Source organism: Paenibacillus sanguinis 2301083 = DSM 16941, assembly GCF_000374825.1.
GTDB classification, from domain to species: Bacteria; Bacillota; Bacilli; order Paenibacillales; family Paenibacillaceae; genus Fontibacillus; species Fontibacillus sanguinis.
On record NZ_KB895383.1, the window covers coordinates 1 to 20,877 of the forward strand.

The following is a 20,877-nucleotide window of genomic DNA, read 5'->3' on the forward strand; positions in this document are numbered from 1 at the left end:
GTAGCGGAGCGTAGACAGATCTACGTGAGCAACGGAAGGCCCGGCTGAATTCAAGATTCGCTGTCGAATCAGCTTCTTGTATAGGCCACGTGATCTGAAGATGATTTTTTGAACAACCGCTAGTAAAGGTGTTTTACTTGTCACTATTCCCGGACTATGTTATAATTTTTTTGGCAATCATGAAGATAGAACCGTTGTTTAAAGAGTGGGGAAACCCACTCTTTACTCTTTGGTATACAGGAATGAACCTATGGAGGTAATGTACGCTTGAGCACACCGAAGATCAAAGCGACCGTGGAGCAAATGGTCACGCCTTATTTGGAGGAAAATGGCTTTGAGCTGGTTGACGTGGAATACGTCAAAGAGGGGAGCAATTGGTTCCTCCGCGTATTTGTGGATAAGACGGGCGGTATTGATATTGATGACTGCGGCCGAATCAGCGAATATTTGAGTGAGCGTCTTGACGAGAACGATCCGATTCCTTCGGCGTATTTTCTGGAGGTATCGTCACCCGGCGCAGAACGTCCGCTTAAGAAAGCCGAGGATGTATTGAGAGCAGTTGGTAAAGACGTGTTTATTACTACATATGAACCGGTAGACGGCCTGAAAGAATTTGAAGGCCGACTTCTTTCCTTTAACGACGATGAGTTGGTCGTAGAAGCAGGGAAGAAGAGTCACGCCATTCCATATAGCAAAGTTGCCAGCGCCAGATTAGCCATCATTTTTTGATATGAGTTGGCCTTTTTTGTAGCTTTCGCCTGCGGTATTTTTATATCTTCTAGATTGGCCGCGGCGGGCGCGGCTTTACTTATGCAAAGAAATATGCATCTGCAACGTTTAATTGTATGTGATTATGTGTGACCTACAGGGGACTATTGAAAGGGGGAACTCGAGGCAAATGAGTATGGATTTTATCGAAGCCTTGAATGAATTAGAAAGGGAAAAAGGGATCAGTAAAGATATCTTGTTCGAGGCGATTGAAGCTGCGCTGATCTCCAGCTATAAGCGTAACTTTAATACGGCGCAAAATGTACGGGTAGATATGAACCGCCATACTGGAGCAATCAAGGTATTTGCCCGCAAGCTGGTCGTTGAGGAGGTACTCGATCCGCGTACGGAGATTTCGTTGCCAGCGGCCCGGGAGATCAACGCCAATTATCACCTTGATGACATTACCGAAATCGAGGTGACACCTCGGGACTTCGGCCGGATTGCGGCACAAACTGCCAAGCAGGTTGTGACCCAGCGTATTCGCGAAGCGGAGCGTGGTCTAATCTACAACGCTTTTGTCGAGAAAGAAGACGATATTGTTACGGGTATTGTGCAACGTCAGGATTTACGCAACATTTATGTTGATCTTGGCAAGATTGAAGCGCATCTTCCACTGAACGAGCTGATGCCTAATGAGAAGTTCAAGCACGGAGATCGTATCAAAGCCTACATTACGAAGGTGGAGAATACGACGAAGGGACCGCAAATTTTGTTGTCCCGTACGCATCCGGGTTTGCTGAAGCGCTTGTTCGAGCTGGAGGTTCCGGAAATTTTTGACGGCGTGGTGGAGATTCGCTCCGTGGCTCGTGAAGCTGGCTTCCGTTCCAAAATTGCCGTGTATTCCCGCAACAGTGAAGTGGATCCGGTAGGTTCGTGCGTAGGCCCCAAGGGGACCCGGGTACAAACCATCGTGAACGAGCTGCGCGGGGAGAAGATTGATATTGTACGTTACTCTGAGGATGTGGAGGAGTACGTAGCCAACGCGCTGAGCCCTTCCAAGGTGCTAGAGGTGCAAGTATTTGAAGCGGAGAAGATGGCACGTGTTATTGTGCCGGATTATCAGCTTTCATTGGCTATCGGTATTAAGGGGCAAAATGCTCGTCTTGCCGCCAAATTGACCAGTTGGAAAATCGACATTAAGAGTGAGAGCCAAGCGGAAGAGGAATTCGGAAGAGAGAAGACGGAACAAAGCGAATTGCCTCAGGATTCCATCTCCGTAGATTAACCCGGGAGGTGGCGTGATGAAGACAAGAAAGGTACCATTGCGTAAGTGCGTAGCCTGTCAGGAAATGATGCCTAAGAAAGCATTGATTCGCATTGTGCGCTCCCCGGAAGGGGAAGTGTCGATCGACCTGACAGGGAAGAAGTCGGGGCGCGGGGCTTATCTGTGTGGTAAGGAGGCCTGCTTCAAGCTGGCCCAGAAGAACCGTGCGCTGGATCGTGCGCTCAAGGCCCCGGTAGGGGTTGAGGTATATGAACAGTTAGCTCGCGACTTCCTGGCCGTGGAGGAACAATTTAACGCCGCTGGGGCGCAGGAAGAGCATGAAGATGAATAGGCAGCCTTTATCGGGGCTTGGCTTGGCCATGCGAGCCGGGAAGCTGGTGACCGGGGATGAGATCGTGACGAAGGCGATTCGTTCCGGTGAGGCCAAGCTCGTCATTGTAGCGAAGGATGCATCAGACAATACTCAGAAGAAGTTTCGCGACAAATGCGGAACCTACAATATCCCCTTGATGGTCGGATTTGACCGCGAGCGGCTCGGAAACAGTGTAGGGAAGCCGGAAAGGGTTGTCATGGCCCTCATCGATCAAGGGTTTGCCGATATGATTCGTAAAGCGATCGTGAAAACGTCGGAGGTGGAGTATATTGAGTAAACAAGAAAAACAAGATAAGCTCAGAGTGTACGAATATGCCAAGTCGCTCAATATGAGTAGCAAGGAAATTATTACCATTCTTAAACGGCTGGATATCCCGGTGAACAACCACATGAGTGTCATGGAGAACAATGCCGTGACCCGGGTGGAGCAGTTCTTCAAAGATATCAAGAGCAATGCGGCAGCGAAACGCGAGAACTCGGGGCGTTCGGAGGCTTCTGCCAAATCGTCGGCTTCAGCTTCCGCAGGAGGAAGCCAGACACCGAAAACTTCAGCCGGAGAGGGCTCCGCAACACGTGGAGAGCAAGGACGCCAGACCCAAGGTAACCATAGTTCTGCAAGAAACCAAAATCAACAGGAAAAGCAGGTAAGCATGAATAATAGAACAAATACAACTCAAAATGTAACGAGCGGCAGCACGACTGTCCAGGAAAGACAAAACCGTCCGACCAGCAATCAGCAAGGAAGTCGCCCACACGGGCAACAAGGCGGCGCAAATCGTGGCCCTCAAGGAAATAACCGCAGCCAGGGTCAGGGTGGCGCTCCGCGTCAAGGCCAGGGTGGAGGAGCCCCGCGTCAGGGTCAAAGTCAGGGTGGTGGCGCACCACGCCAAGGTCAAAGTCAAGGTCAAGGCGGGGGCAATCGCAATGGACAGCAGCAGAACCGTAGCTATACTTCAAGCAATAACAGCGGTGGAAGCGGCAATAACCGCAGTCAAGGCCAAGGTCAAGGCCAAGGTGCCAGAAAAGGAAACAATAACGGTGGCCGCAGCCAAAGAGGCTTTGATGATCGCGGCGGCAATTACAGAAACAATCGTGGTGGTAAAGGCGGCCGTGGTGGTAGAGGCGGCAACCAGCAACCGCCACGCGAGAAGATTGATAACACGCCGAAGAAAATCATTGTACGGGGTACAATGACTGTTGGCGAAACAGCTAAACTGCTCCATAAGGACGCTTCAGAAGTAATTAAGAAGCTGATCATGCTTGGAGTTATGGCTACCATCAATCAGGAACTGGACATCGATACGATCTTGCTCTTGGCAGGCGACTTCGGAGTCGAAGTTGAAGTGAAGATTCCGGTGGAGGAAGATCGCTTCGAGACACTTGAAGAGGTTGATGAAGAAGCCGATCTGAAGGAACGTCCTCCGGTTGTGACGATTATGGGTCATGTTGACCACGGGAAAACCACACTCCTGGATGCCATTCGCTCGACCAATGTGAGCAGTGGTGAAGCTGGGGGAATTACCCAGCATATCGGTGCTTATCAGGTAGAAATCAACAACAAGAAAATTACCTTCCTGGATACTCCGGGTCACGAAGCTTTTACCGCTATGCGTGCTCGCGGAGCGCAGTTGACGGACATTACCATTATCGTAGTAGCGGCAGATGACGGCGTTATGCCACAGACGGTTGAGGCAGTTAACCATGCCAAAGCAGCAGGTTTGCCGATTATCGTAGCAGTGAACAAAGTCGACAAGCCGGATGCAAATCCGGATAAAGTGAAGCAGGAACTGACAGAGTACGGACTCGTGCCGGAAGAATGGGGCGGGGACACGATCTTTGTCAATGTTTCGGCGAAGCAAAGGATCGGTCTGGAAGGCTTGCTCGAAATGATTTTGCTCGTTGCTGAAGTTAATGAGTATAAAGCTAACCCGAACAAACGGGCTCGCGGGCTTGTCATTGAAGCCGAGCTCGACAAGAGTCGTGGACCTGTAGCGCGCATCCTGATACAGCATGGTACGCTTAAAGTTGGGGATGCCTTTGTGGCAGGGAACTGCTTTGGACGCGTTCGGGCCATGGTCAACGATCGGGGTCGTCGCCTGAAAGAAGCCGGACCTTCCACGCCGGTGGAAATTACCGGTCTGACCGAGGTCCCTCAAGCGGGTGATCCGCTTATGGTGTTTGAAGACGAGCGTAAAGCACGCTCCATTGCCGAGAAGCGGGCAAGCGATCAACGTCAATCGGATCTGGGTGTGAATACACGGGTAACGCTGGATGACTTGTTCCGTCATATCAAAGAAGGCGAGATCAAAGACCTGAACGTCATTATTAAAGCCGACGTACAGGGTTCGGTCGAAGCCCTCAAAGGCTCGCTTGAGAAGATTGAGGTTGAAGGTGTACGCGTGAAGATTATCCATAGTGGTGCCGGAGCTATTACAGAATCCGATATCATTTTGGCAGCAGCCTCCAATGCTATTGTTATCGGCTTTAACGTTCGTCCGGATAGCCAGACGAAGGCGACTGCCGAGCAAGAGAAGGTGGATATCCGTCTTCACCGGGTAATCTATAATGCGATTGAAGAGATCGAACAAGCGATGAAGGGGATGCTTGATCCGGTCTATAAGGAAGCAGTCATTGGCCATGCTGAAGTCCGCAATACGTTCAAGATCAGTAAAGTGGGCACAATCGCTGGCTGTATGGTAACCTCGGGTAAAATCACCCGTTCTGCGGAAATGCGTTTGATCCGCGACGGGATTGTCATATATGAAGGTAAAATCGATTCTTTGAAACGGTTTAAGGACGACGCCAAGGAAGTTGCACAAGGTTATGAATGCGGAATTACCTTGGACAATTACAATGACCTTAAAGAAGGCGACGTCATCGAAGCGTTTATCATGGAAACGGTGCAGCCGAAGTAAGGTAGGTGTGAACAATGGCCAAAAATCGTACCGGCCGTGTAGGAGAGCAGATCAAGAAAGAACTCAGTGTGCTCATTCAAAGTGAACTCAAGGACCCGCGCATCGGCTTTGTTACCGTGACCGGCGTCGAAGTCACCAACGATCTTTCGCAGGCCAAGGTGTATCTCAGTGTATTTGGCGACGAGGAGAAGAAGGATGAGTCGCTGAAGGGAATTGAAAAAGCGACCGGTTTCCTGCGGACGGAGCTTGGCAAGCGAATCCGACTTCGCCATATTCCAGAGCTAATCTTCAAGATCGATGAATCGATTGCTTATGGAAGTCGAATTGAGAAGCTCTTGGGAGATATTACACACGATAAATGAATGTAAAAGGAGACGGCAATGCAGACCATGAATCGGGAGCTGCATCAGAGCAAACAATTTCTGATGGAGCATGACCACTTTCTCGTAGTGTCGCATGTACAGCCGGACGGAGACGCAGTCAGTTCCACCCTAGCGGTGGGCTGGCTTCTGTCATGTCTGGGTAAAAATTACGTTATGGTCAACGAAGGACCTATCCCCAAACGGATGGGTTACTTGTGGCAAGCGGATCAGATACATGATCTTTCGGCAGTTCCGCTGGATCGGAAATTCGAGTATGTCATTTGCGTGGATTGTGCCGATTTCAAACGGGTTGGAAAAACCAAGGAATGGTTCGCGGATGGGGCAAAGCTGTTGAATATTGACCACCACCCGACGAATGATGCCTTTGGAGCCGTCAATTTGGTGGTGTCTGATGCAGCAGCTACGGCTGAAATTTTATATGATTTTGTAGTTTATATGGGGCTTGAATTGAATAAGGAAGTGGCCACAGCGCTTTATACCGGGCTTCTGACGGATACAGGCGGATTCCGCTATTCAAACACAACCCCGAAGGTGATGGAAATTGCCTCCAGATTACTGGAATACGGAGTAGATGGACCGGCTCTGTCCGAGCTGTTGCTTGAACAGATGACGCTGCCGCAGCTGCGCTTGCTAACCAGGGCTTTGAACGGTTTGCAGATAAGCGAAGATGGACTGATCGCCTGGGTATCGATCACTGACGAGGATCTGCAGGTGACTGGCGCCAGCCATGAGGATATGGAGGGTATTGTGAACTATCCTCGCAATATTCAGGGAGTGGAGACCGGCATGTTATTCAAGGTCATTGATGAACAGGCAGTCAAAGTGAGCATGCGCTCCGCAGGTAAAGTGGATGTGGCGAAGGTAGCGAAGCACTTTGGCGGCGGCGGACATGTCCGGGCTGCAGGCGCTCGGATGGAAGGGACGCTGGATACCATAGTTCCTCAAGTTCTGGAGCAGGTGAGGCTGCAATTATGACATCGTACGAGGGCATATTGCCTATTTATAAGCCGACTGGCTTTACTTCGCATGATGTGGTTGCCAAGTGCCGAGGCATCCTGCGAATGAAGCGTATCGGGCACACCGGTACACTGGACCCTGCGGTAACCGGCGTGTTGCCCTTATGCCTGGGACGGGCTACACGGATGGTTGAATACTTGCAGGAAATGCCGAAGGAGTATGAAGCCACCCTTGTACTGGGAATAGCTACCGATACAGAGGATATGACGGGGAATGTGGTAGAACAAGCTGATCATATTATCGTGACGGAAGCTCAGGTACGAGAGGTGCTGAGCCGCTTTATCGGTACAATCTCGCAAATTCCGCCGATGTACTCTGCCTTGAAGCAGGATGGGAAACGTCTTTATGAGTTGGCCCGTGAAGGCAAGGTCGTGGAGCGGCAACCCCGTGAAGTGACCATACATGAACTGGAACTGTTATCGTTCCAAGCAGAAGGGGCTCATCCGCAAGTCTCCTTCCGTGCTCTTTGCTCGAAAGGGACTTATATTCGTACACTATGCGTGGATATCGGTCAAGCTTTGGGGGTTCCTGCCGCTATGAAGCAGCTTGTACGTACGATGTCCGCCGGATTTACAGGGGAGAAGTGCTTGACGTTGGAGGAAGTAGCCCGTCATGCTTCGGCTGGAACCTTGCAGGAGTACATATTTCCGGTGGACTATGGTGCCCGGCATCTTCCCGCTCACACGGTGGTTGCCGAGAAGGTGGCTGGCGCTTTGCAAGGCCAACGCCTCTCCGCTGCGGTAGTTGCCCCAACTGTCACACGTGGGGAGACGATTCGCCTTTATGATCCGGAGCAGCGGTTTCTAGGTATTTTTCGAGCCGAGGAAGAGTCTGGGGCTGTCAGGGCAGTTAAAGTCTTCTTGCCTGAGTAGGCCAAAATGGCGAGTTCAAAAAGTCGGGTTTACAGGACCAAGAAGGTTGGATGAAGCTAGGGAGTGAGTAGCGGAGCTACACGTTTTCGGAGAAAACGACTTCGGAAGCATGGGTACGTGAGCAACTGAAATGTTTCTGAAGGAAACATACTACGGAAGCATATGCTAGGCCCGGTTGAATTCAAGATTCGATGTCGAATTTACTTCTCGAACAGCTTCGTCCTGGGAAGACGACTTTTTGAACCTCTAATAAGTTAAAATGCTAATCCGTGGGAAGTGGCAGGTGATATGATATGCAAACGATCAGATTGGCTTATCCGTTAACTAAACAATTTATAGAACAAAATTCCCGGCCTCAGGTGCTGGCTATCGGACAGTTTGATGGACTGCATTTGGGACATGCGAGTGTTATTCAATCCGCGGTACGACTAGCGTCGGAGATTGGCTTGCCTGCTTCCGTGATGACGTTTCATCCACATCCGAAGGAAGTGATGAAGAAGGGGGATTACGACGGCTACTTGACACCGCCTGGGGAGAAAGAACGCATTCTTCGGGAGATGGGTGTGGAGTACGTGTACATTGTCGAATTTGATGATGCCTTTTCCCAAGTCAGTCCTAAAGATTTTGTGACGGGTATTCTCGTCCCTCTGCAAGTGCATACGGCTGTGGCGGGCTTTGACTTTCATTATGGTTATCGTGGTGAAGGAAATGTCGACATGCTTCGCGAGCTAAGCGGAAATGCTCTGGACGTTCACACGGTCCCTCCGTTTCTAATTGACGGGGAGAAGGTAAGCAGCTCCGAAATTCGCAAAGCGTTGCAAGAAGGGCAAATTGAGCAGGCGAATCGCTGGTTTGGCCGCTCTTATTCATTGAGGGGAACCGTGATGCACGGAGAGAAGCGTGGTCGCCAGCTTGGCTTCCCAACAGCGAATCTTAAGCTGTCGGAGCATTATGTAGTGCCTGCCAGCGGCGTTTATGCCGTGCGAGCAACCCATGGGCAAGACAGCTATGGCGGGGTCATGAACGTAGGAGTCAAGCCTACGTTCCATGAAGATGGCAAAGTCTTCTGGCTGGAAGCGCACTTGTTTGACTTCTCGGGAGATTTGTACGATCAGGTTCTCTCCGTAGAACTGGTTAGTTATATTCGGCCAGAGCGCAAATTCAACTCGCTAGACGAACTCATTGCGCAAATTGGCCATGATGCAGACACAGCCAAGCAGCTGCTAAGTGTATTGCCGTAACGGCATTTACTTTTGTCTGGAGGCTATGGTATACTATGTAACGTTGTTATGCGGAATTTATTTCTTGCTGGCAATAGGAACCTTGGCTTGGTCGTACGGTTTCACCGCCGGCAACGAGGCCAATGGCGATTTGATATGAAGGAGGTGAACAGGATGGCATTAACTCAAGAACGTAAACAACAATTGATCCAAGAGCACAAGACTCATGAATCCGATACCGGATCTCCAGAGGTGCAAATTGCTATCCTTACGGAGAACATCGTGAATTTGACGGACCACTTGCGTACGCACAAGAAGGACCATCATTCCCGTCGCGGTCTTCTGAAAATGGTTGGTCAACGTCGTAAATTGTTGGCTTACTTGAAGAACAAAGACGTAAGACGTTACTCCGCTTTGATCGAGAAGCTCGGATTGCGTCGTTAATATGCAATGTTTGATCGAAGCAGCCTAGTTGCATGGCGGACGCTGGCATAGCGTGCGCCGTGCGGCCAGGTTGTTTTTTACAAATCAGACCTTCCCATAAACTATTGGAACGAGCGGCTCCGTCAGGAGCTTTTGTTACGAATGGGGTTATCTCCCGTAAAGCAGGAAATAATGAACCCAGTACCGAACTTTTATTCAAGATAAGGAGGGATTTCATGGAGAATCAAGTGAAAATGCAGCTAGGGGGAAGAACCCTGGTGCTGGAAACTGGCCGTTTGGCCAAGCAGGCAAATGCAGCGGTCATGGTTCGGTATGGTGATACGGCAGTATTGTGTACCGTCACAGCATCCTCGGAACCGAAAGACCTGGATTTTTTTCCGCTGACGGTTAACTATGAAGAAAAATTGTATGCTGTGGGTAAGATTCCCGGCGGATTTATCAAACGTGAAGGACGTCCCAGCGAAAAGGCGATCTTGGCGAGCCGCCTGACGGACCGTCCGATTCGTCCGTTGTTCCCGGAAGGGTTCCGTAATGACGTACAAATCGTCAATTTAGTCATGAGTGTGGATCAGGATTGCGAGCCGGAAATTGCTGCTATGATCGGGACTTCAGCCGCGCTTAGCATCTCCGATGTTCCGTTCAATGGGCCAATCGGTGGTGTCGCTGTCGGACGTGTGAACGGTCAATTTATCATTAATCCGGACATTGCCCAGCAGGAAGCCAGTGACATTTATGTCGTTGTTGCCGGGACTAAAGATGCCATTATGATGGTTGAAGCCGAAGCCAATGAAGTGCCGGAGGATGTGATGCTTGAAGCGATCATGTTTGGTCATGACGAGATCAAGAACATCGTAGCGGTCATTGAAGAATTGGTGAAGGTAGCGGGCAAAGAAAAGATGCAAGTAAAGCTGCATGCTGTTAATGAGGACGTGAATGCGGCGGTTCGTGCATTTGCTCAGGAGCGGCTGGTGGAAGCGGTCAAAATTGTCGAGAAGCATGCGCGTCAGGATGCTATTGATGCCATTAATGAAGAAACGGTGGCTCACTTCGAGGAGCAATACATAGAGACGCCTGAGTTGCTTGGCGATGTCAAGGAAGTATTGCATGATATCGTGAAGGAAGAAGTGCGTCGTCTGATTACTCATGACAAGGTTCGTCCCGACGGGCGCAAGCTGGACGAAATTCGTCCGATTGAATGCGATACCGGCCTGCTGCCGCGCACACATGGTTCAGGCTTGTTCACACGTGGGCAAACGCAGGCGCTTAGTATCTGTACGTTAGGTGCGCTGGGCGACGTGCAAATTCTCGACGGGATCGACCTGGAGGAATCCAAGCGCTTCATGCACCATTATAACTTCCCTCCATTTAGCGTAGGTGAAGCTCGTCCGCTTCGGGCTCCGGGCCGTCGTGAAATTGGACATGGCGCCTTGGGTGAACGGGCATTGTCCAAGGTAATTCCTTCGGAGACGGAATTCCCGTATACGATTCGTCTCGTATCCGAAGTGCTTGAATCCAACGGATCTACCTCGCAGGCCAGTATCTGTGCCAGCACCTTGGCCATGATGGATGCAGGTGTACCGATTAAAGCTCCTGTAGCTGGTGTGGCGATGGGCTTGATCAAGGACGGAGAACATGTGTCGATTTTGACAGACATCCAAGGGATGGAAGATCATCTTGGCGATATGGATTTCAAGGTGGCTGGTACTAGCGAAGGTGTAACTGCTATTCAAATGGATATCAAAATTGACGGTATCGACCGGCAAATTCTGACCGATGCGCTGTCACAAGCTAAAGAAGGCCGGATGTTCATCTTGTCCAAAATGACAGAGCGGATTCAGAAGCCGAATGAGCAATTGTCTCCATATGCACCGAAGATCGTAATCATGCAGATCAATCCGGACAAAATTCGTGATGTGATCGGAGCTGGTGGCAAGATCATCAACAAAATTATTGAAGAAACCGGTGTGAAGATCGACATTGAGCAGGATGGACGTGTATTTATCGCATCGACCAGCCAAGAGATGAACAGCAAGGCCCAATCCATTATTGAGGGCATTGTTAAGGAAGTTGTTGTTGGCGAAATTTATGTCGGTACGGTAAAACGGATTGAGAAGTTTGGTGCATTTGTAGAAATCTTGCCAGGTAAAGACGGACTGGTGCACATCTCTCAACTGTCTACAGAGCGTGTAGGCAAAGTGGAGGATGTAGTGGCGATCGGCGATACCGTAACCGTGAAGGTTACCGAGATTGATCAACAAGGCCGTGTAAACCTTTCACGCAAGGCTGTATTGACTGCGGAAACGGAAAAATCTTCTTAAATAAGAGGAAGCTGATTTTTGAACAAATACTTGTTTAAATGTAGAAGCTGCGGGAAAAGAGACAGAATATTAATTCTGGCTCTTTTTTAGTACTATTTTTCCTGAGTGTATGGGCGCAGACTTGCCAGGTTGTTGCATAATCCCACGCTTGTCAACATAAGATGGGACAACAACCAAAGGAAAGGGATGGGCCTTTGCATGGATCGGAACAAGTTTGCCATCATCGCAATATGTATTGCCTTGGTGATGATTCTGGGACAGTTCGCGGGAGTTCGTGCGTTTGTGCAGCGGGGGAATGATACGGAGGTTGATAGCTTTGCCTTCCGATTGCTGACGGGTCAGATCGATGGGGAAGCAAATCAGGAGACACAGGAGCCAGGCGACGGTCGCGATACGTTATCCAGGGAGGAAGCCCTGATTCGCCAAATTCGTCAGGCTGCTATTCAGCATCGCATAGAACCGATAGATGCCGTAGTAGACCGGGTATGGAAGGCGATTCCGGGTTATAACGGCCAGGAAATTGATATTGAAGAGACTTATGAGCAAGCAAAGCGCTTGCCCAAGGATACGCCAATTCCCTACGTATATAGGGAAATCACTCCCAAGGTGATGCTGGATGATTTGGGTCCCCAGCCTATATACCGGGGAAATCCGAATAAACCGATGGTCGCTCTGATGATCAATGTAGCTTGGGGCAATGAGTTCCTAACCCCGATGCTGGATACGTTGGACGAGATGGAGGCCAAGGCGACCTTTTTCCTTGATGGAAGCTGGTTGAACAAAAATGAAGCCTTGGCCCTGGAAATTAAAAAGCGGGGGCATCAGATTGAAAATCATGCCTACTCCCACCCGAATATGAGTCAGTTGGAGTCCACGCGGGCCCGTCTGGAAATCACCAAGACGAAGAAGCTGCTCCAGGAGCGGCTTGGTATAGAAAACCGCTGGTTTGCGCCACCTTCGGGAGACTTTGACCAGCAAACGGTAAAGCTTGCTGCCGAGGAAGGCCTGAAGACGGTGCTCTGGACTGTAGATACAGTGGATTGGAGGAAGCCGCCGGCCTCAGCCATCGTCTCCAAAATCGACAGCAAGATCGCCCCTGGCTCCTTGGTGCTGATGCATCCGACAGCTTCAAGCCGAGATGCGCTAAAGGATATGATCAAGGTGATTCGGGGCAAGGGACTGGTGCTAGGTACTGTAGAGCAAACGCTGTCTTCAGACCGGGTGAAGCAACCGCAAAGTTGAGCTTGCTCGCTTTTTTTGATAGGATAGGGATGCATTTATGATGCTTTTTTGAAACGGGTTTTGCGGGTTGCAAAACTTTGAAGGAGGGCCTTAGATGAACAGGCTACAATTAAAAAACGGCCTTCGGGTGGTGATGGAGCGAATACCGACTAGCCGTTCGGTATCGTTTGGCATTTGGGTCAAGACGGGCTCGCGTAATGAAGTACCGGAACAAGGCGGAATATCTCATTTTATCGAGCACATGTTGTTCAAAGGAACAGAGCGCTTTGGTGCCAAGGACATCGCCGAGCAGTTCGACGCTATTGGCGGGAATGTCAATGCGTTTACTTCCAAGGAATATACATGTTATTATGCCAAGGTACTGGATGAGCATCTGCCAATTGCGGTTGATGTGTTGTCTGATATGTTCTTCCGCTCCTTGCTGGATGAGGAAGAGCTGAGGAAAGAGAAGAATGTTATCGTTGAGGAAATTTCGATGTATGAGGATACTCCGGACGACATCGTGCATGATTTGGTCTCCCAGGCGGCTTACGGTGAGCATCCGCTGGCCTTGCCGATTCTTGGAACCGAAGAGAAGCTTCAGACGATGAGTTCTGAGCATCTGCGGAACTATATGCAGGAGCATTATACCATCCAGAACACGGTCATCAGTGTGGCCGGAAATATTGATGATGGAGTAATCCAACTGCTTGAGAAACATTTTGGAGATTTCTCCAATCGGGGAGTATCCGCGTTGCCTAGTGCGCCGGACTTTTTGGGCGGTTTGGAGTACCGGCGCAAGAAGACGGAGCAAAACCATATCTGTCTCTCATTCCCGGGTCTCCCGATTGGTGATGACAAGCAATATGCGATGGCCTTGCTGAATAACACCCTTGGCGGCGGGATGAGTTCCCGGCTGTTCCAGGAAATTCGCGAGAAGCGTGGATTGGCTTATTCGGTCTATTCCTATCACAGCTCCCATGCCGATAGCGGGTTGTTTACGGTGTATGCCGGAACTGCGCCTCGCCAGACCAAAGAAGTGCTGGATCTGACCAAGGAGATTTTGGCTGATGTGTCTGTAAACGGCATGACGGACAAAGAACTGAGCAAAGGGAAAGAGCAGCTAAAGGGCAGCTTGATCCTGAGCCTGGAAAGCACGGGAAGCCGAATGAACCGCTTGGGTAAAAATGAGCTGATGTTAGGCCGGCATTATACATTAGATGAGATGATAGCTCGTATTGAGGCAGTAACTATGGATGATGTTAACGCAGTGTTAAAGAGAATGTTCCAGCAGCCGTTTTCATTAGCTATGGTAGGCTCGTCCGATCGGGTAATATCGGGAATAAGGAGAGATGAACTTGTCATTTGAAGTACAACTCCAGCGTCTAGCAGGGAACGAAGATATTGAATTGCCACGTAAAATGTCTGAGCTGGCCTCCGGGTTTGACCTGTATGCCGCCGTCAGTGAGGAGCTGACATTGGCACCCGGACAACGCTTGCTCGTACCCACCGGGATTGCGATTGCTATGCCAGGAGGCCTGGAAGCGCAAATCCGTCCACGCAGTGGACTGGCATACAAGCACGGGATTACTTGTCTGAATTCGCCGGGAACCATCGATGCGGATTACCGCGGCGAAATTAAGGTGCTGCTGACGAATTTGGGCCAGGAGGCCTTTGTCATTCGCCGCAATGAGCGTATTGCGCAAATGGTCTTCCAGATCGTGCCTGAAGTAGAGCTTGTTCAGGTGGACGAGCTGACCGAGACGGTTCGCGGCGCCGGTGGCTTTGGACATACGGGAACCAGATAGGGACACAGCTTCAAACTCAAAACCTTCAATGATCGCCTTTGTGCGGATATCATTGAAGGTTTTTTTGCGTTTCACCACATTTCGGCTGTTGGCATAAGATGGTTTATACTGTGTTGCTTGGAAGGAGTGCTATCTGCGAATGCTGACCGGAATATCGATTGTATTCCTTGGTGGAGACGCCCGTCAGGTAGAAATCATTAATAAATGCTTGGAACTGGATGCCGGAGTATCGGTTGTTGGTTTCGACCATCTGGACCCTCCGCTTACAGGAGTATCCCAGGAGAAGATAAGCCCTGCTTTGCTGGCTAACGCTGATGTAATCATTCTTCCAGTAACCGGTTGTGATGATCAGGGGACCATTCCGGCACCGTTCTCGGCAGAGCAGCTTGTCATTGAGCAGAAGTGGTTCTCGTCTATCCGCCGAGGCACCTTGGTGTATACGGGCATTGCCAAGAAGCTGCTCAAGCAAATGGGAACAGAGCATGGCTTTCGTATTATTGAATTGCTGGAACGTGATGATATCGCCATTTACAATTCTATTCCTACAGCCGAAGGTGCTGTAATGATGGCGATTCAGAATACGGATATCACGATTCATGGATCGACATGTATTGTGCTGGGCATGGGGCGCACCGGATTTACCCTGGCCAGCACACTGCAAGGGCTGGGAGCAACGGTGAAGGTTGGAGTACGGCGGGAGGACGATGTGGCAAGAGCTGTGCAAATGGGCTGGAAGCCTTTTGCAACAAGGGATTTGGCTGCGAATATTGGGGAAGTTGACTTGATTTTTAATACAATTCCGACTATGATAGTCACAGCGCAAATCATCTCGAAATTGCCCCGTAGAACAGTTGTTATTGATCTGGCTTCCGCTCCTGGAGGAACGGACTTCCGCTTCGCGGAGAAGCGGGGGATCAAGGCAATTCTGGCTCCCGGCATCCCCGGAATCGTGGCTCCCAAAACGGCTGGAATCATTATGGCCAATACGACGTGTCAGTCGATTTTGGAAGAGTATCATTTACGGGGGGATGAAGAGTGAATTGGCAGGGGAAAACGGTAGGATACGCTATTACGGGCTCGCATTGCACGTTCGCCGAGGTTATGCCGCAGATTCAGCGCTTTGTGGACGGAGGCGCAAAGGTGGTACCCATTATATCCCATACGGTACTAATGACGGACACCCGGTTTGGCAAATCGGAGGATTGGCGGAAACAGTTGAAAGATATTACCGGGAATGATATCATTTCTTCAATTGTGGAGGCTGAGCCGCTTGGTCCAAGCAAATTGCTTGATGTCTTGGTTATTGCTCCCTGTACAGGGACTTCAACAAGCAAGCTGGCGAATGCCGTAACAGATAGCCCTGTATTAATGGCGGCAAAGGCGCAGCTGCGCAACGGACGCCCGCTGGTTATTGCCGTGTCCACCAACGACGGTTTAGGATTTAACTTGGCGAATATCGCCAAGTTAATTGTAGCGAAAAATATCTACTTTGTGCCGTTTGGTCAAGATAATCCGACAGCCAAACCTAATTCGCTGGTCGCGGACATGAGTTTGGTGCCGGAGGCTTGTTATGCGGCGCTGGAAGGTAAACAGCTTCAACCCTTAATTATTGAACGCTTTCATGCTTGAATTTCGTCGCATTCATCATACAGTAGAGTTTCGGAAGAGAGACTACGCTCCGGATGAGCAACAGAACATGAATATCGCAGGGGGAAGCCCTGCGACGCCGAATAGTGGACTTGGAACGGGTGGAACGTGCCTTGTAGATTGCTCTGGGGGCGCAGCTTTGGAATGCTGTAGAATTGCGGAGAGATCAGAAAGCCAGGGGTTCCGGGTGAGATGGGTGTCATTATCCATCCGGTGATCGCTGGTTGTTGAACAAACGGAATGAAGTCATCGCTTTACTCCGCATTTAGTTAACTGGAGGAATACCCATGCGCATTTTGGTACAAAAATTTGGCGGCACGTCTCTATCTACACAAGAAGCCAGGGAGCATGTCGTTTCACACATTCGCCGGGAGCTGAACAATGGTTTCCGGCTCGTCGTGGTGGTTTCAGCCATGGGACGGAAAGGCGACCCTTATGCCACGGATACTTTGCTTGGACTGGTAGCCGAAGGGGGCGGGAGCTTGCCGCTTCGGGAGCAGGACATGTTGATGGCCTGCGGCGAGATCATTTCAGCATCAAAGCTTTGCAGCCTGCTGACGGAACGGGAAATATCATCCGTTGTTCTTACCGGTGCACAAGCAGGCTTCCGAACGGATGGCCAATATGGCAATGCTAGAATTCTGGACATTGTCCCGACCAGGGTGCTGGAAGAGATGAAGCATAAGGATGTCGTCATCGTGACGGGCTTCCAGGGACAGAACCAGAGCGGGGACTTTACGACGCTGGGCCGTGGCGGCAGCGATACGTCGGCAACGGCGCTTGGCGCTGCCCTGCATGCGGAGATGGTCGATATTTATACGGACGTGAACGGTATTCTGACGGCGGATCCGAGAATCGTAGAGGATGCCAAGCCACTGGAATATGTCAGCTATGCAGAAATTTGCAATATGGCGCATCAAGGTGCCAAGGTTATTCATCCGCGTGCGGTCGAGATCGCTATGCAGGCCGGCATTCCGGTGCGCGTGCGTTCCACTTTTTCGGAAGGGGAGGGGACGCTTGTGGCTAACCCGGAAGGCTTTCGGGATGTGCAAATGGGTGTGGTTGACCGCTACGTGACCGGTATTGCTTATGTGGCCAATATTACGCAGATTCGGGTCGAGTCCGAGGATGCGGGAGTTCATCATCTGCAACTTCAGGTCTTTAAAGCGATGGCGGAAAACGCGATCAGCGTTGATTTCATTAATGTGACCCCGTCGGGGGTCGTTTATACGGTGTTTGACAAGGATGCGGACAAGGCGCTGGCTGTACTTCAGACGTTGAAGCTATCGCCGCAAATCTGCTCCGGCTGTGCCAAGGTATCGGTGATTGGGGGGGGCATCAACGGAGTTCCGGGCATCATGGCCAATATCGTTGAGGCTTTAACCGATCAAGGTATTCAGATTTTGCAGTCAGCAGACTCCAATACGACGATTTGGGTGCTTGTGCATAAGGATGATATGGTTGATTCATTACGAGCCCTGCATGCCAAGTTTGAACTCGCAAGGTAATAGACAACAGAGATTATGAGATTAACATAAATTGCACAGCGGGAGATGGGAGGAGGAAATGGCGTGATTGATTTTGGACGAATGATTACAGCCATGGTAACGCCTTTTGACAATCAAGGAAAGATAGATTGGGATCAGGCTGCAAGCTTGATTGATTACTTGGTGGAGGAACAGCAATCCGATAGCCTTGTGGTCTGCGGTACGACAGGGGAATCGCCAACTCTGACGGATGAGGAGAAGCTGGAGTTGTTCTCCTTTGCCGTGAAGCATGCAGCAGGTCGTTGCAAGATCATTGCCGGTACAGGCAGCAATAATACCGCTCATTCCATTCATTTAACCAAGCAAGCCCAGGAGCAAGGGGCCGATGGCATATTGCTGGTCGCTCCTTATTACAACAAGCCGAACCAGGAGGGGCTTTATCAGCATTTTAAAGCGATAGCGGAGGCAACTACGCTGCCGGTGATGTTATATAATGTGCCAAGCCGTACGGCCGTTAGTCTGACCGTGGAAACAACGCTGCGCCTGGCTCAAATTCCTAATATCGTCGCCACCAAGGAGTGTGCTTCCCTGGATCAGGTTGCGTCTGTAGTTTTGGCCGCTCCGTCTCACTTCAAGGTGTATTCTGGTGACGATTCCTGTGCATTGCCCGCCCTTGCTGTGGGGGCTTACGGGATTGTCAGTGTGGCCAGCCATATTGCCGGCCGCTCCATTCAGAGCATGATCCATTGTTACCTGGAGGGTAAGGTGGCAGAAGCGGGCAAGCTGCACCGTGAGCTGCTTCCGTTATTCAAGGGGCTGTTCGAGTGTCCGAATCCGGTAGCTGTAAAATATGCATTGAGTGAAACCGGTCATCCGGTGGGCTCGGTGCGATTGCCACTGGTGCCGCCCAATGAACAGGAAGCATCCCGGATTCGCGACTTATTATAAAGCTAACACTCCAGAAAACAAACCTATGCTGTGCTTCCAGAAACCGATGCCTTTTCAGATGGCATCGGTTTTTTTCATGTCGAGAAAGGAAAGGTTAAATAGAGGTAAACGGTGCTGACTTGTGTTTTGCCAAAATAATCATGTATAATGGTGTCAAGTGACTGGGTGCGGTGAATTTTTATGAAGATAATGACTTTGAGAACGGCAAGACCGTCCATATATTCGAGGCGGTTGTTTATTCCTGCGAATATGTTGTCGCCATGCAGTGATCGGAGCCATTTCCATATGAAATACGAAAACAACGTCCAATAAATTAGGAGGGTTAGATAGACTTGTCTAAAAAAATGAATAATGAGAAATTGACGATTTTCGCCTTGGGCGGCGTCGCAGAAATCGGTAAAAACATGTATGTCGTCCAATATGGCAATGACATTGTAGTCATTGACTCCGGCTTGAAATTTCCAGAAGAGGACATGCTCGGCATTGATATCGTCATTCCCGATATCACTTACTTGACGGAAAATCGCGACAAGGTAAGAGGGATTGTGCTGACGCACGGACACGAGGATCATATCGGCGGATTGCCTTATGTACTGAAGAATTTGAACGTACCGGTCTATGGTACGAAGCTGACTTTGGGACTGGTGGAGAATAAGCTCAAGGAAGCGGGACTGCTCGGCGAGACCAAACGGGTACTCATCCATGCCGATTCCGTAATCGAGCTTGGCTCAACGATGAAAGCGAGTTTCTTCCGTACCAACCACAGTATTCCCGACTCGGTCGGCGTATGTATTGAAACACCGGAAGGCAATGTCGTTCACACGGGAGACTTCAAATTTGATCATACACCAGTCAATGATCAATATGCAGATTTGCACCGGATGGGCGAAATTGGGAAAAACGGAGTTTTAGCTCTTTTGTCGGATAGCACCAATGCAGAGAAGCCAGGCTTCACTCCTTCTGAGAAAAATGTTGGCCTTGTGCTAAATGATATATTCAGTAAAGCGAACCAACGTGTGGTTGTGGCTACATTTGCTTCCAACGTGCACCGGATTCAACAGGTGATCGATGCAGCTTATGCAACGGATCGCAAGCTGACGATCATCGGACGCAGCATGGTGAATGTGGTGTCCATCGCCAGCGAGCTTGGTTACTTGAATGTTCCTGATGGCATATTGATCGAGCCTGAGGAAGTAAACAAGATGGCTGCGGATCGCGTGGTTATTCTTTGCACGGGTAGCCAAGGAGAACCGATGTCGGCTCTGACGCGCATGGCCCGTTCGACGCATCGCAAGGTTGATATTTTACCGGGAGATACCGTGATTATTGCGGCTACGCCGGTTCCGGGCAACGAGAAATATGTAGGACGAACTATTGATGAATTGTTCCGTTTGGGAGCAGAAGTGATTTACAGCGGCTCTAATTCGGGAGTTCATGTATCTGGTCATGGTAGTCAGGAAGAATTGAAGCTGATGCTGAATTTGATGCGTCCGAAATATTTCATTCCCATTCACGGTGAATACCGTATGCTGCGCAAGCATGCCCTGCTGGGTGAGTCTGTCGGGGTAGATCCGGAAAATATATTCCTGATCGACATTGGCGAAACGATTGAAATTCAAAATGGCCAGGCTCGCAAGGCGGGCAAAATTCCCGCTGGTAACGTCTTGATTGACGGTTTGGGTGTGGGAGATGTCGGAAATATTGTATTGCGGGACCGCAAGCTGTTATCCCAGGACGGAATTCTGGTCGTTGTGGTTACACTAAGCAAGCAAGATGGTAAAATCGTGTCGGGACCGGACATTATTTCTAGAGGTTTTGTTTATGTTCGGGAGTCCGAAGGACTGTTGGATGAAGCCAATCGCATCGTCTCCAGTACCTTGGAGAAGCTGATGAGTGAGAATGTGAACGAGTGGGCTTCTCTGAAGACGAATGTTAAGGATTCGCTGGGACGTTTTCTGTTTGAGCAAACGCGCCGTAGACCGATGATCCTGCCGATCATCATGGAAGTATAACGATAAATACAAAATTTTGATGCTATTTACCTGCATACAAAGATTAATGCACACAGTCGCCTCTTCTTCGCACTGGTAATTTTGGACGGTTACCAGCGGGAGAGGGGGCTTTTTTTGTTTATGCGGCGATGGTCAGTTTTTCTTCTGTATAGAGTCAGGAAGGTAGTCGGCATACTAAAGATTACATATCAACTTTTTGAGTTACCTCGAAAAGAA

The 20,877-nt window shown here is 50.0% G+C and carries 19 protein-coding genes; all 19 read left to right on the top strand.

Going from position 1 to position 20,877, the window contains the following annotated elements; all coding sequences use genetic code 11:
- Nucleotides 1-267 precede the first annotated feature (267 nt).
- The 19 genes from rimP (at nt 268) to C557_RS0113435 (ending at nt 20,661) form a co-directional block, all read left to right on the top strand.
- A complete protein-coding gene (rimP, locus tag C557_RS0113340) occupies nt 268-729 on the top strand; it encodes a ribosome maturation factor RimP (protein WP_018752374.1) in 462 nt (153 codons plus the stop codon).
- Between the two features lie 169 nt (nt 730-898).
- A complete protein-coding gene (gene nusA, locus C557_RS0113345) occupies nt 899-1,996 on the top strand; it encodes a transcription termination factor NusA (RefSeq protein ID WP_018752375.1) in 1,098 nt (365 codons plus the stop codon).
- Nucleotides 1,997-2,012: 16 nt separating this feature from the next.
- Complete coding sequence (rnpM, locus tag C557_RS0113350; protein ID WP_018752376.1) at nt 2,013-2,327, top strand: RNase P modulator RnpM; 315 nt, start codon at nt 2,013-2,015, stop codon at nt 2,325-2,327.
- Nucleotides 2,320-2,646: a L7Ae/L30e/S12e/Gadd45 family ribosomal protein gene (locus C557_RS0113355; RefSeq protein WP_018752377.1), complete on the top strand. Its 327-nt coding sequence runs from the start codon at nt 2,320-2,322 to the stop codon at nt 2,644-2,646. The genes rnpM and C557_RS0113355 overlap by 8 nt, the downstream gene beginning before the upstream one ends.
- Complete coding sequence (gene infB / locus C557_RS0113360) at nt 2,639-5,284, top strand: translation initiation factor IF-2 (protein WP_018752378.1); 2,646 nt, start codon at nt 2,639-2,641, stop codon at nt 5,282-5,284. Before C557_RS0113355 ends, infB begins: the two co-directional genes overlap by 8 nt.
- A gap of 14 nt (nt 5,285-5,298) precedes the next feature.
- Nucleotides 5,299-5,646 (top strand): 30S ribosome-binding factor RbfA, encoded by a 348-nt coding sequence (gene rbfA, locus C557_RS0113365; RefSeq protein WP_018752379.1) that lies wholly within the window; start codon nt 5,299-5,301, stop codon nt 5,644-5,646.
- Nucleotides 5,647-5,664: 18 nt separating this feature from the next.
- Nucleotides 5,665-6,642: a DHH family phosphoesterase gene (locus C557_RS0113370; RefSeq protein WP_018752380.1), complete on the top strand. Its 978-nt coding sequence runs from the start codon at nt 5,665-5,667 to the stop codon at nt 6,640-6,642.
- A complete protein-coding gene (gene truB, locus C557_RS0113375; protein ID WP_018752381.1) occupies nt 6,639-7,556 on the top strand; it encodes a tRNA pseudouridine(55) synthase TruB in 918 nt (305 codons plus the stop codon). Before C557_RS0113370 ends, truB begins: the two co-directional genes overlap by 4 nt.
- A 293-nt stretch (nt 7,557-7,849) precedes the next feature.
- Nucleotides 7,850-8,797: a bifunctional riboflavin kinase/FAD synthetase gene (locus C557_RS0113380; RefSeq protein ID WP_018752382.1), complete on the top strand. Its 948-nt coding sequence runs from the start codon at nt 7,850-7,852 to the stop codon at nt 8,795-8,797.
- A 153-nt stretch (nt 8,798-8,950) separates the two neighbouring features.
- On the top strand, nt 8,951-9,220 hold the full coding sequence (gene rpsO, locus C557_RS0113390) for a 30S ribosomal protein S15 (protein ID WP_018752384.1): 270 nt from the start codon (nt 8,951-8,953) through the stop codon (nt 9,218-9,220).
- Nucleotides 9,221-9,435: 215 nt separating this feature from the next.
- Complete coding sequence (gene pnp / locus C557_RS0113395) at nt 9,436-11,538, top strand: polyribonucleotide nucleotidyltransferase (RefSeq protein ID WP_018752385.1); 2,103 nt, start codon at nt 9,436-9,438, stop codon at nt 11,536-11,538.
- 198 nt (nt 11,539-11,736) lie between these two features.
- The gene (locus C557_RS0113400; protein WP_018752386.1) at nt 11,737-12,780 is read left to right on the top strand and encodes a polysaccharide deacetylase family protein; all 1,044 of its coding nucleotides are present in this window, start codon (nt 11,737-11,739) and stop codon (nt 12,778-12,780) included.
- Nucleotides 12,781-12,874: 94 nt separating this feature from the next.
- On the top strand, nt 12,875-14,128 hold the full coding sequence (locus C557_RS0113405; protein ID WP_018752387.1) for a M16 family metallopeptidase: 1,254 nt from the start codon (nt 12,875-12,877) through the stop codon (nt 14,126-14,128).
- Complete coding sequence (gene dut, locus C557_RS0113410) at nt 14,112-14,567, top strand: dUTP diphosphatase (protein WP_040677015.1); 456 nt, start codon at nt 14,112-14,114, stop codon at nt 14,565-14,567. The genes C557_RS0113405 and dut overlap by 17 nt, the downstream gene beginning before the upstream one ends.
- A 139-nt stretch (nt 14,568-14,706) precedes the next feature.
- On the top strand, nt 14,707-15,606 hold the full coding sequence (dpsA, locus tag C557_RS0113415) for a dipicolinate synthase subunit DpsA (protein ID WP_018752389.1): 900 nt from the start codon (nt 14,707-14,709) through the stop codon (nt 15,604-15,606).
- Complete coding sequence (locus tag C557_RS0113420; RefSeq protein ID WP_018752390.1) at nt 15,603-16,196, top strand: dipicolinate synthase subunit B; 594 nt, start codon at nt 15,603-15,605, stop codon at nt 16,194-16,196. Before dpsA ends, C557_RS0113420 begins: the two co-directional genes overlap by 4 nt.
- A 305-nt stretch (nt 16,197-16,501) precedes the next feature.
- On the top strand, nt 16,502-17,722 hold the full coding sequence (gene dapG / locus C557_RS0113425; protein WP_018752391.1) for an aspartate kinase: 1,221 nt from the start codon (nt 16,502-16,504) through the stop codon (nt 17,720-17,722).
- Nucleotides 17,723-17,788: 66 nt separating this feature from the next.
- The gene (dapA, locus tag C557_RS0113430) at nt 17,789-18,649 is read left to right on the top strand and encodes a 4-hydroxy-tetrahydrodipicolinate synthase (protein WP_026263472.1); all 861 of its coding nucleotides are present in this window, start codon (nt 17,789-17,791) and stop codon (nt 18,647-18,649) included.
- A gap of 332 nt (nt 18,650-18,981) precedes the next feature.
- Entirely contained in the window at nt 18,982-20,661 is a 1,680-nt protein-coding gene (locus tag C557_RS0113435) for a ribonuclease J (protein ID WP_026263473.1), read from the top strand.
- The last annotated feature ends 216 nt before the right edge of the window (nt 20,662-20,877 follow it).

Excerpts from the sequence above, each read along its gene's own strand:
- C557_RS0113355 (WP_018752377.1), top strand. The coding sequence starts at position 2,320 with ATGAATAGGCAGCCTTTATCGGGGCTTGGCTTGGCCATGCGAGCCGGG.
- C557_RS0113400 (WP_018752386.1), top strand. The coding sequence starts at position 11,737 with ATGGATCGGAACAAGTTTGCCATCATCGCAATATGTATTGCCTTGGTG.
- C557_RS0113405 (WP_018752387.1), top strand. The coding sequence starts at position 12,875 with ATGAACAGGCTACAATTAAAAAACGGCCTTCGGGTGGTGATGGAGCGA.
- rpsO (WP_018752384.1), top strand. The coding sequence starts at position 8,951 with ATGGCATTAACTCAAGAACGTAAACAACAATTGATCCAAGAGCACAAG.
- pnp (WP_018752385.1), top strand. The coding sequence starts at position 9,436 with ATGGAGAATCAAGTGAAAATGCAGCTAGGGGGAAGAACCCTGGTGCTG.
- rnpM (WP_018752376.1), top strand. The coding sequence starts at position 2,013 with ATGAAGACAAGAAAGGTACCATTGCGTAAGTGCGTAGCCTGTCAGGAA.
- dpsA (WP_018752389.1), top strand. The coding sequence starts at position 14,707 with ATGCTGACCGGAATATCGATTGTATTCCTTGGTGGAGACGCCCGTCAG.
- C557_RS0113380 (WP_018752382.1), top strand. The coding sequence starts at position 7,850 with ATGCAAACGATCAGATTGGCTTATCCGTTAACTAAACAATTTATAGAA.
- dut (WP_040677015.1), top strand. The coding sequence starts at position 14,112 with ATGAACTTGTCATTTGAAGTACAACTCCAGCGTCTAGCAGGGAACGAA.
- rbfA (WP_018752379.1), top strand. The coding sequence starts at position 5,299 with ATGGCCAAAAATCGTACCGGCCGTGTAGGAGAGCAGATCAAGAAAGAA.
- C557_RS0113370 (WP_018752380.1), top strand. The coding sequence starts at position 5,665 with ATGCAGACCATGAATCGGGAGCTGCATCAGAGCAAACAATTTCTGATG.
- truB (WP_018752381.1), top strand. The coding sequence starts at position 6,639 with ATGACATCGTACGAGGGCATATTGCCTATTTATAAGCCGACTGGCTTT.
- nusA (WP_018752375.1), top strand. The coding sequence starts at position 899 with ATGAGTATGGATTTTATCGAAGCCTTGAATGAATTAGAAAGGGAAAAA.
- dapG (WP_018752391.1), top strand. The coding sequence starts at position 16,502 with ATGCGCATTTTGGTACAAAAATTTGGCGGCACGTCTCTATCTACACAA.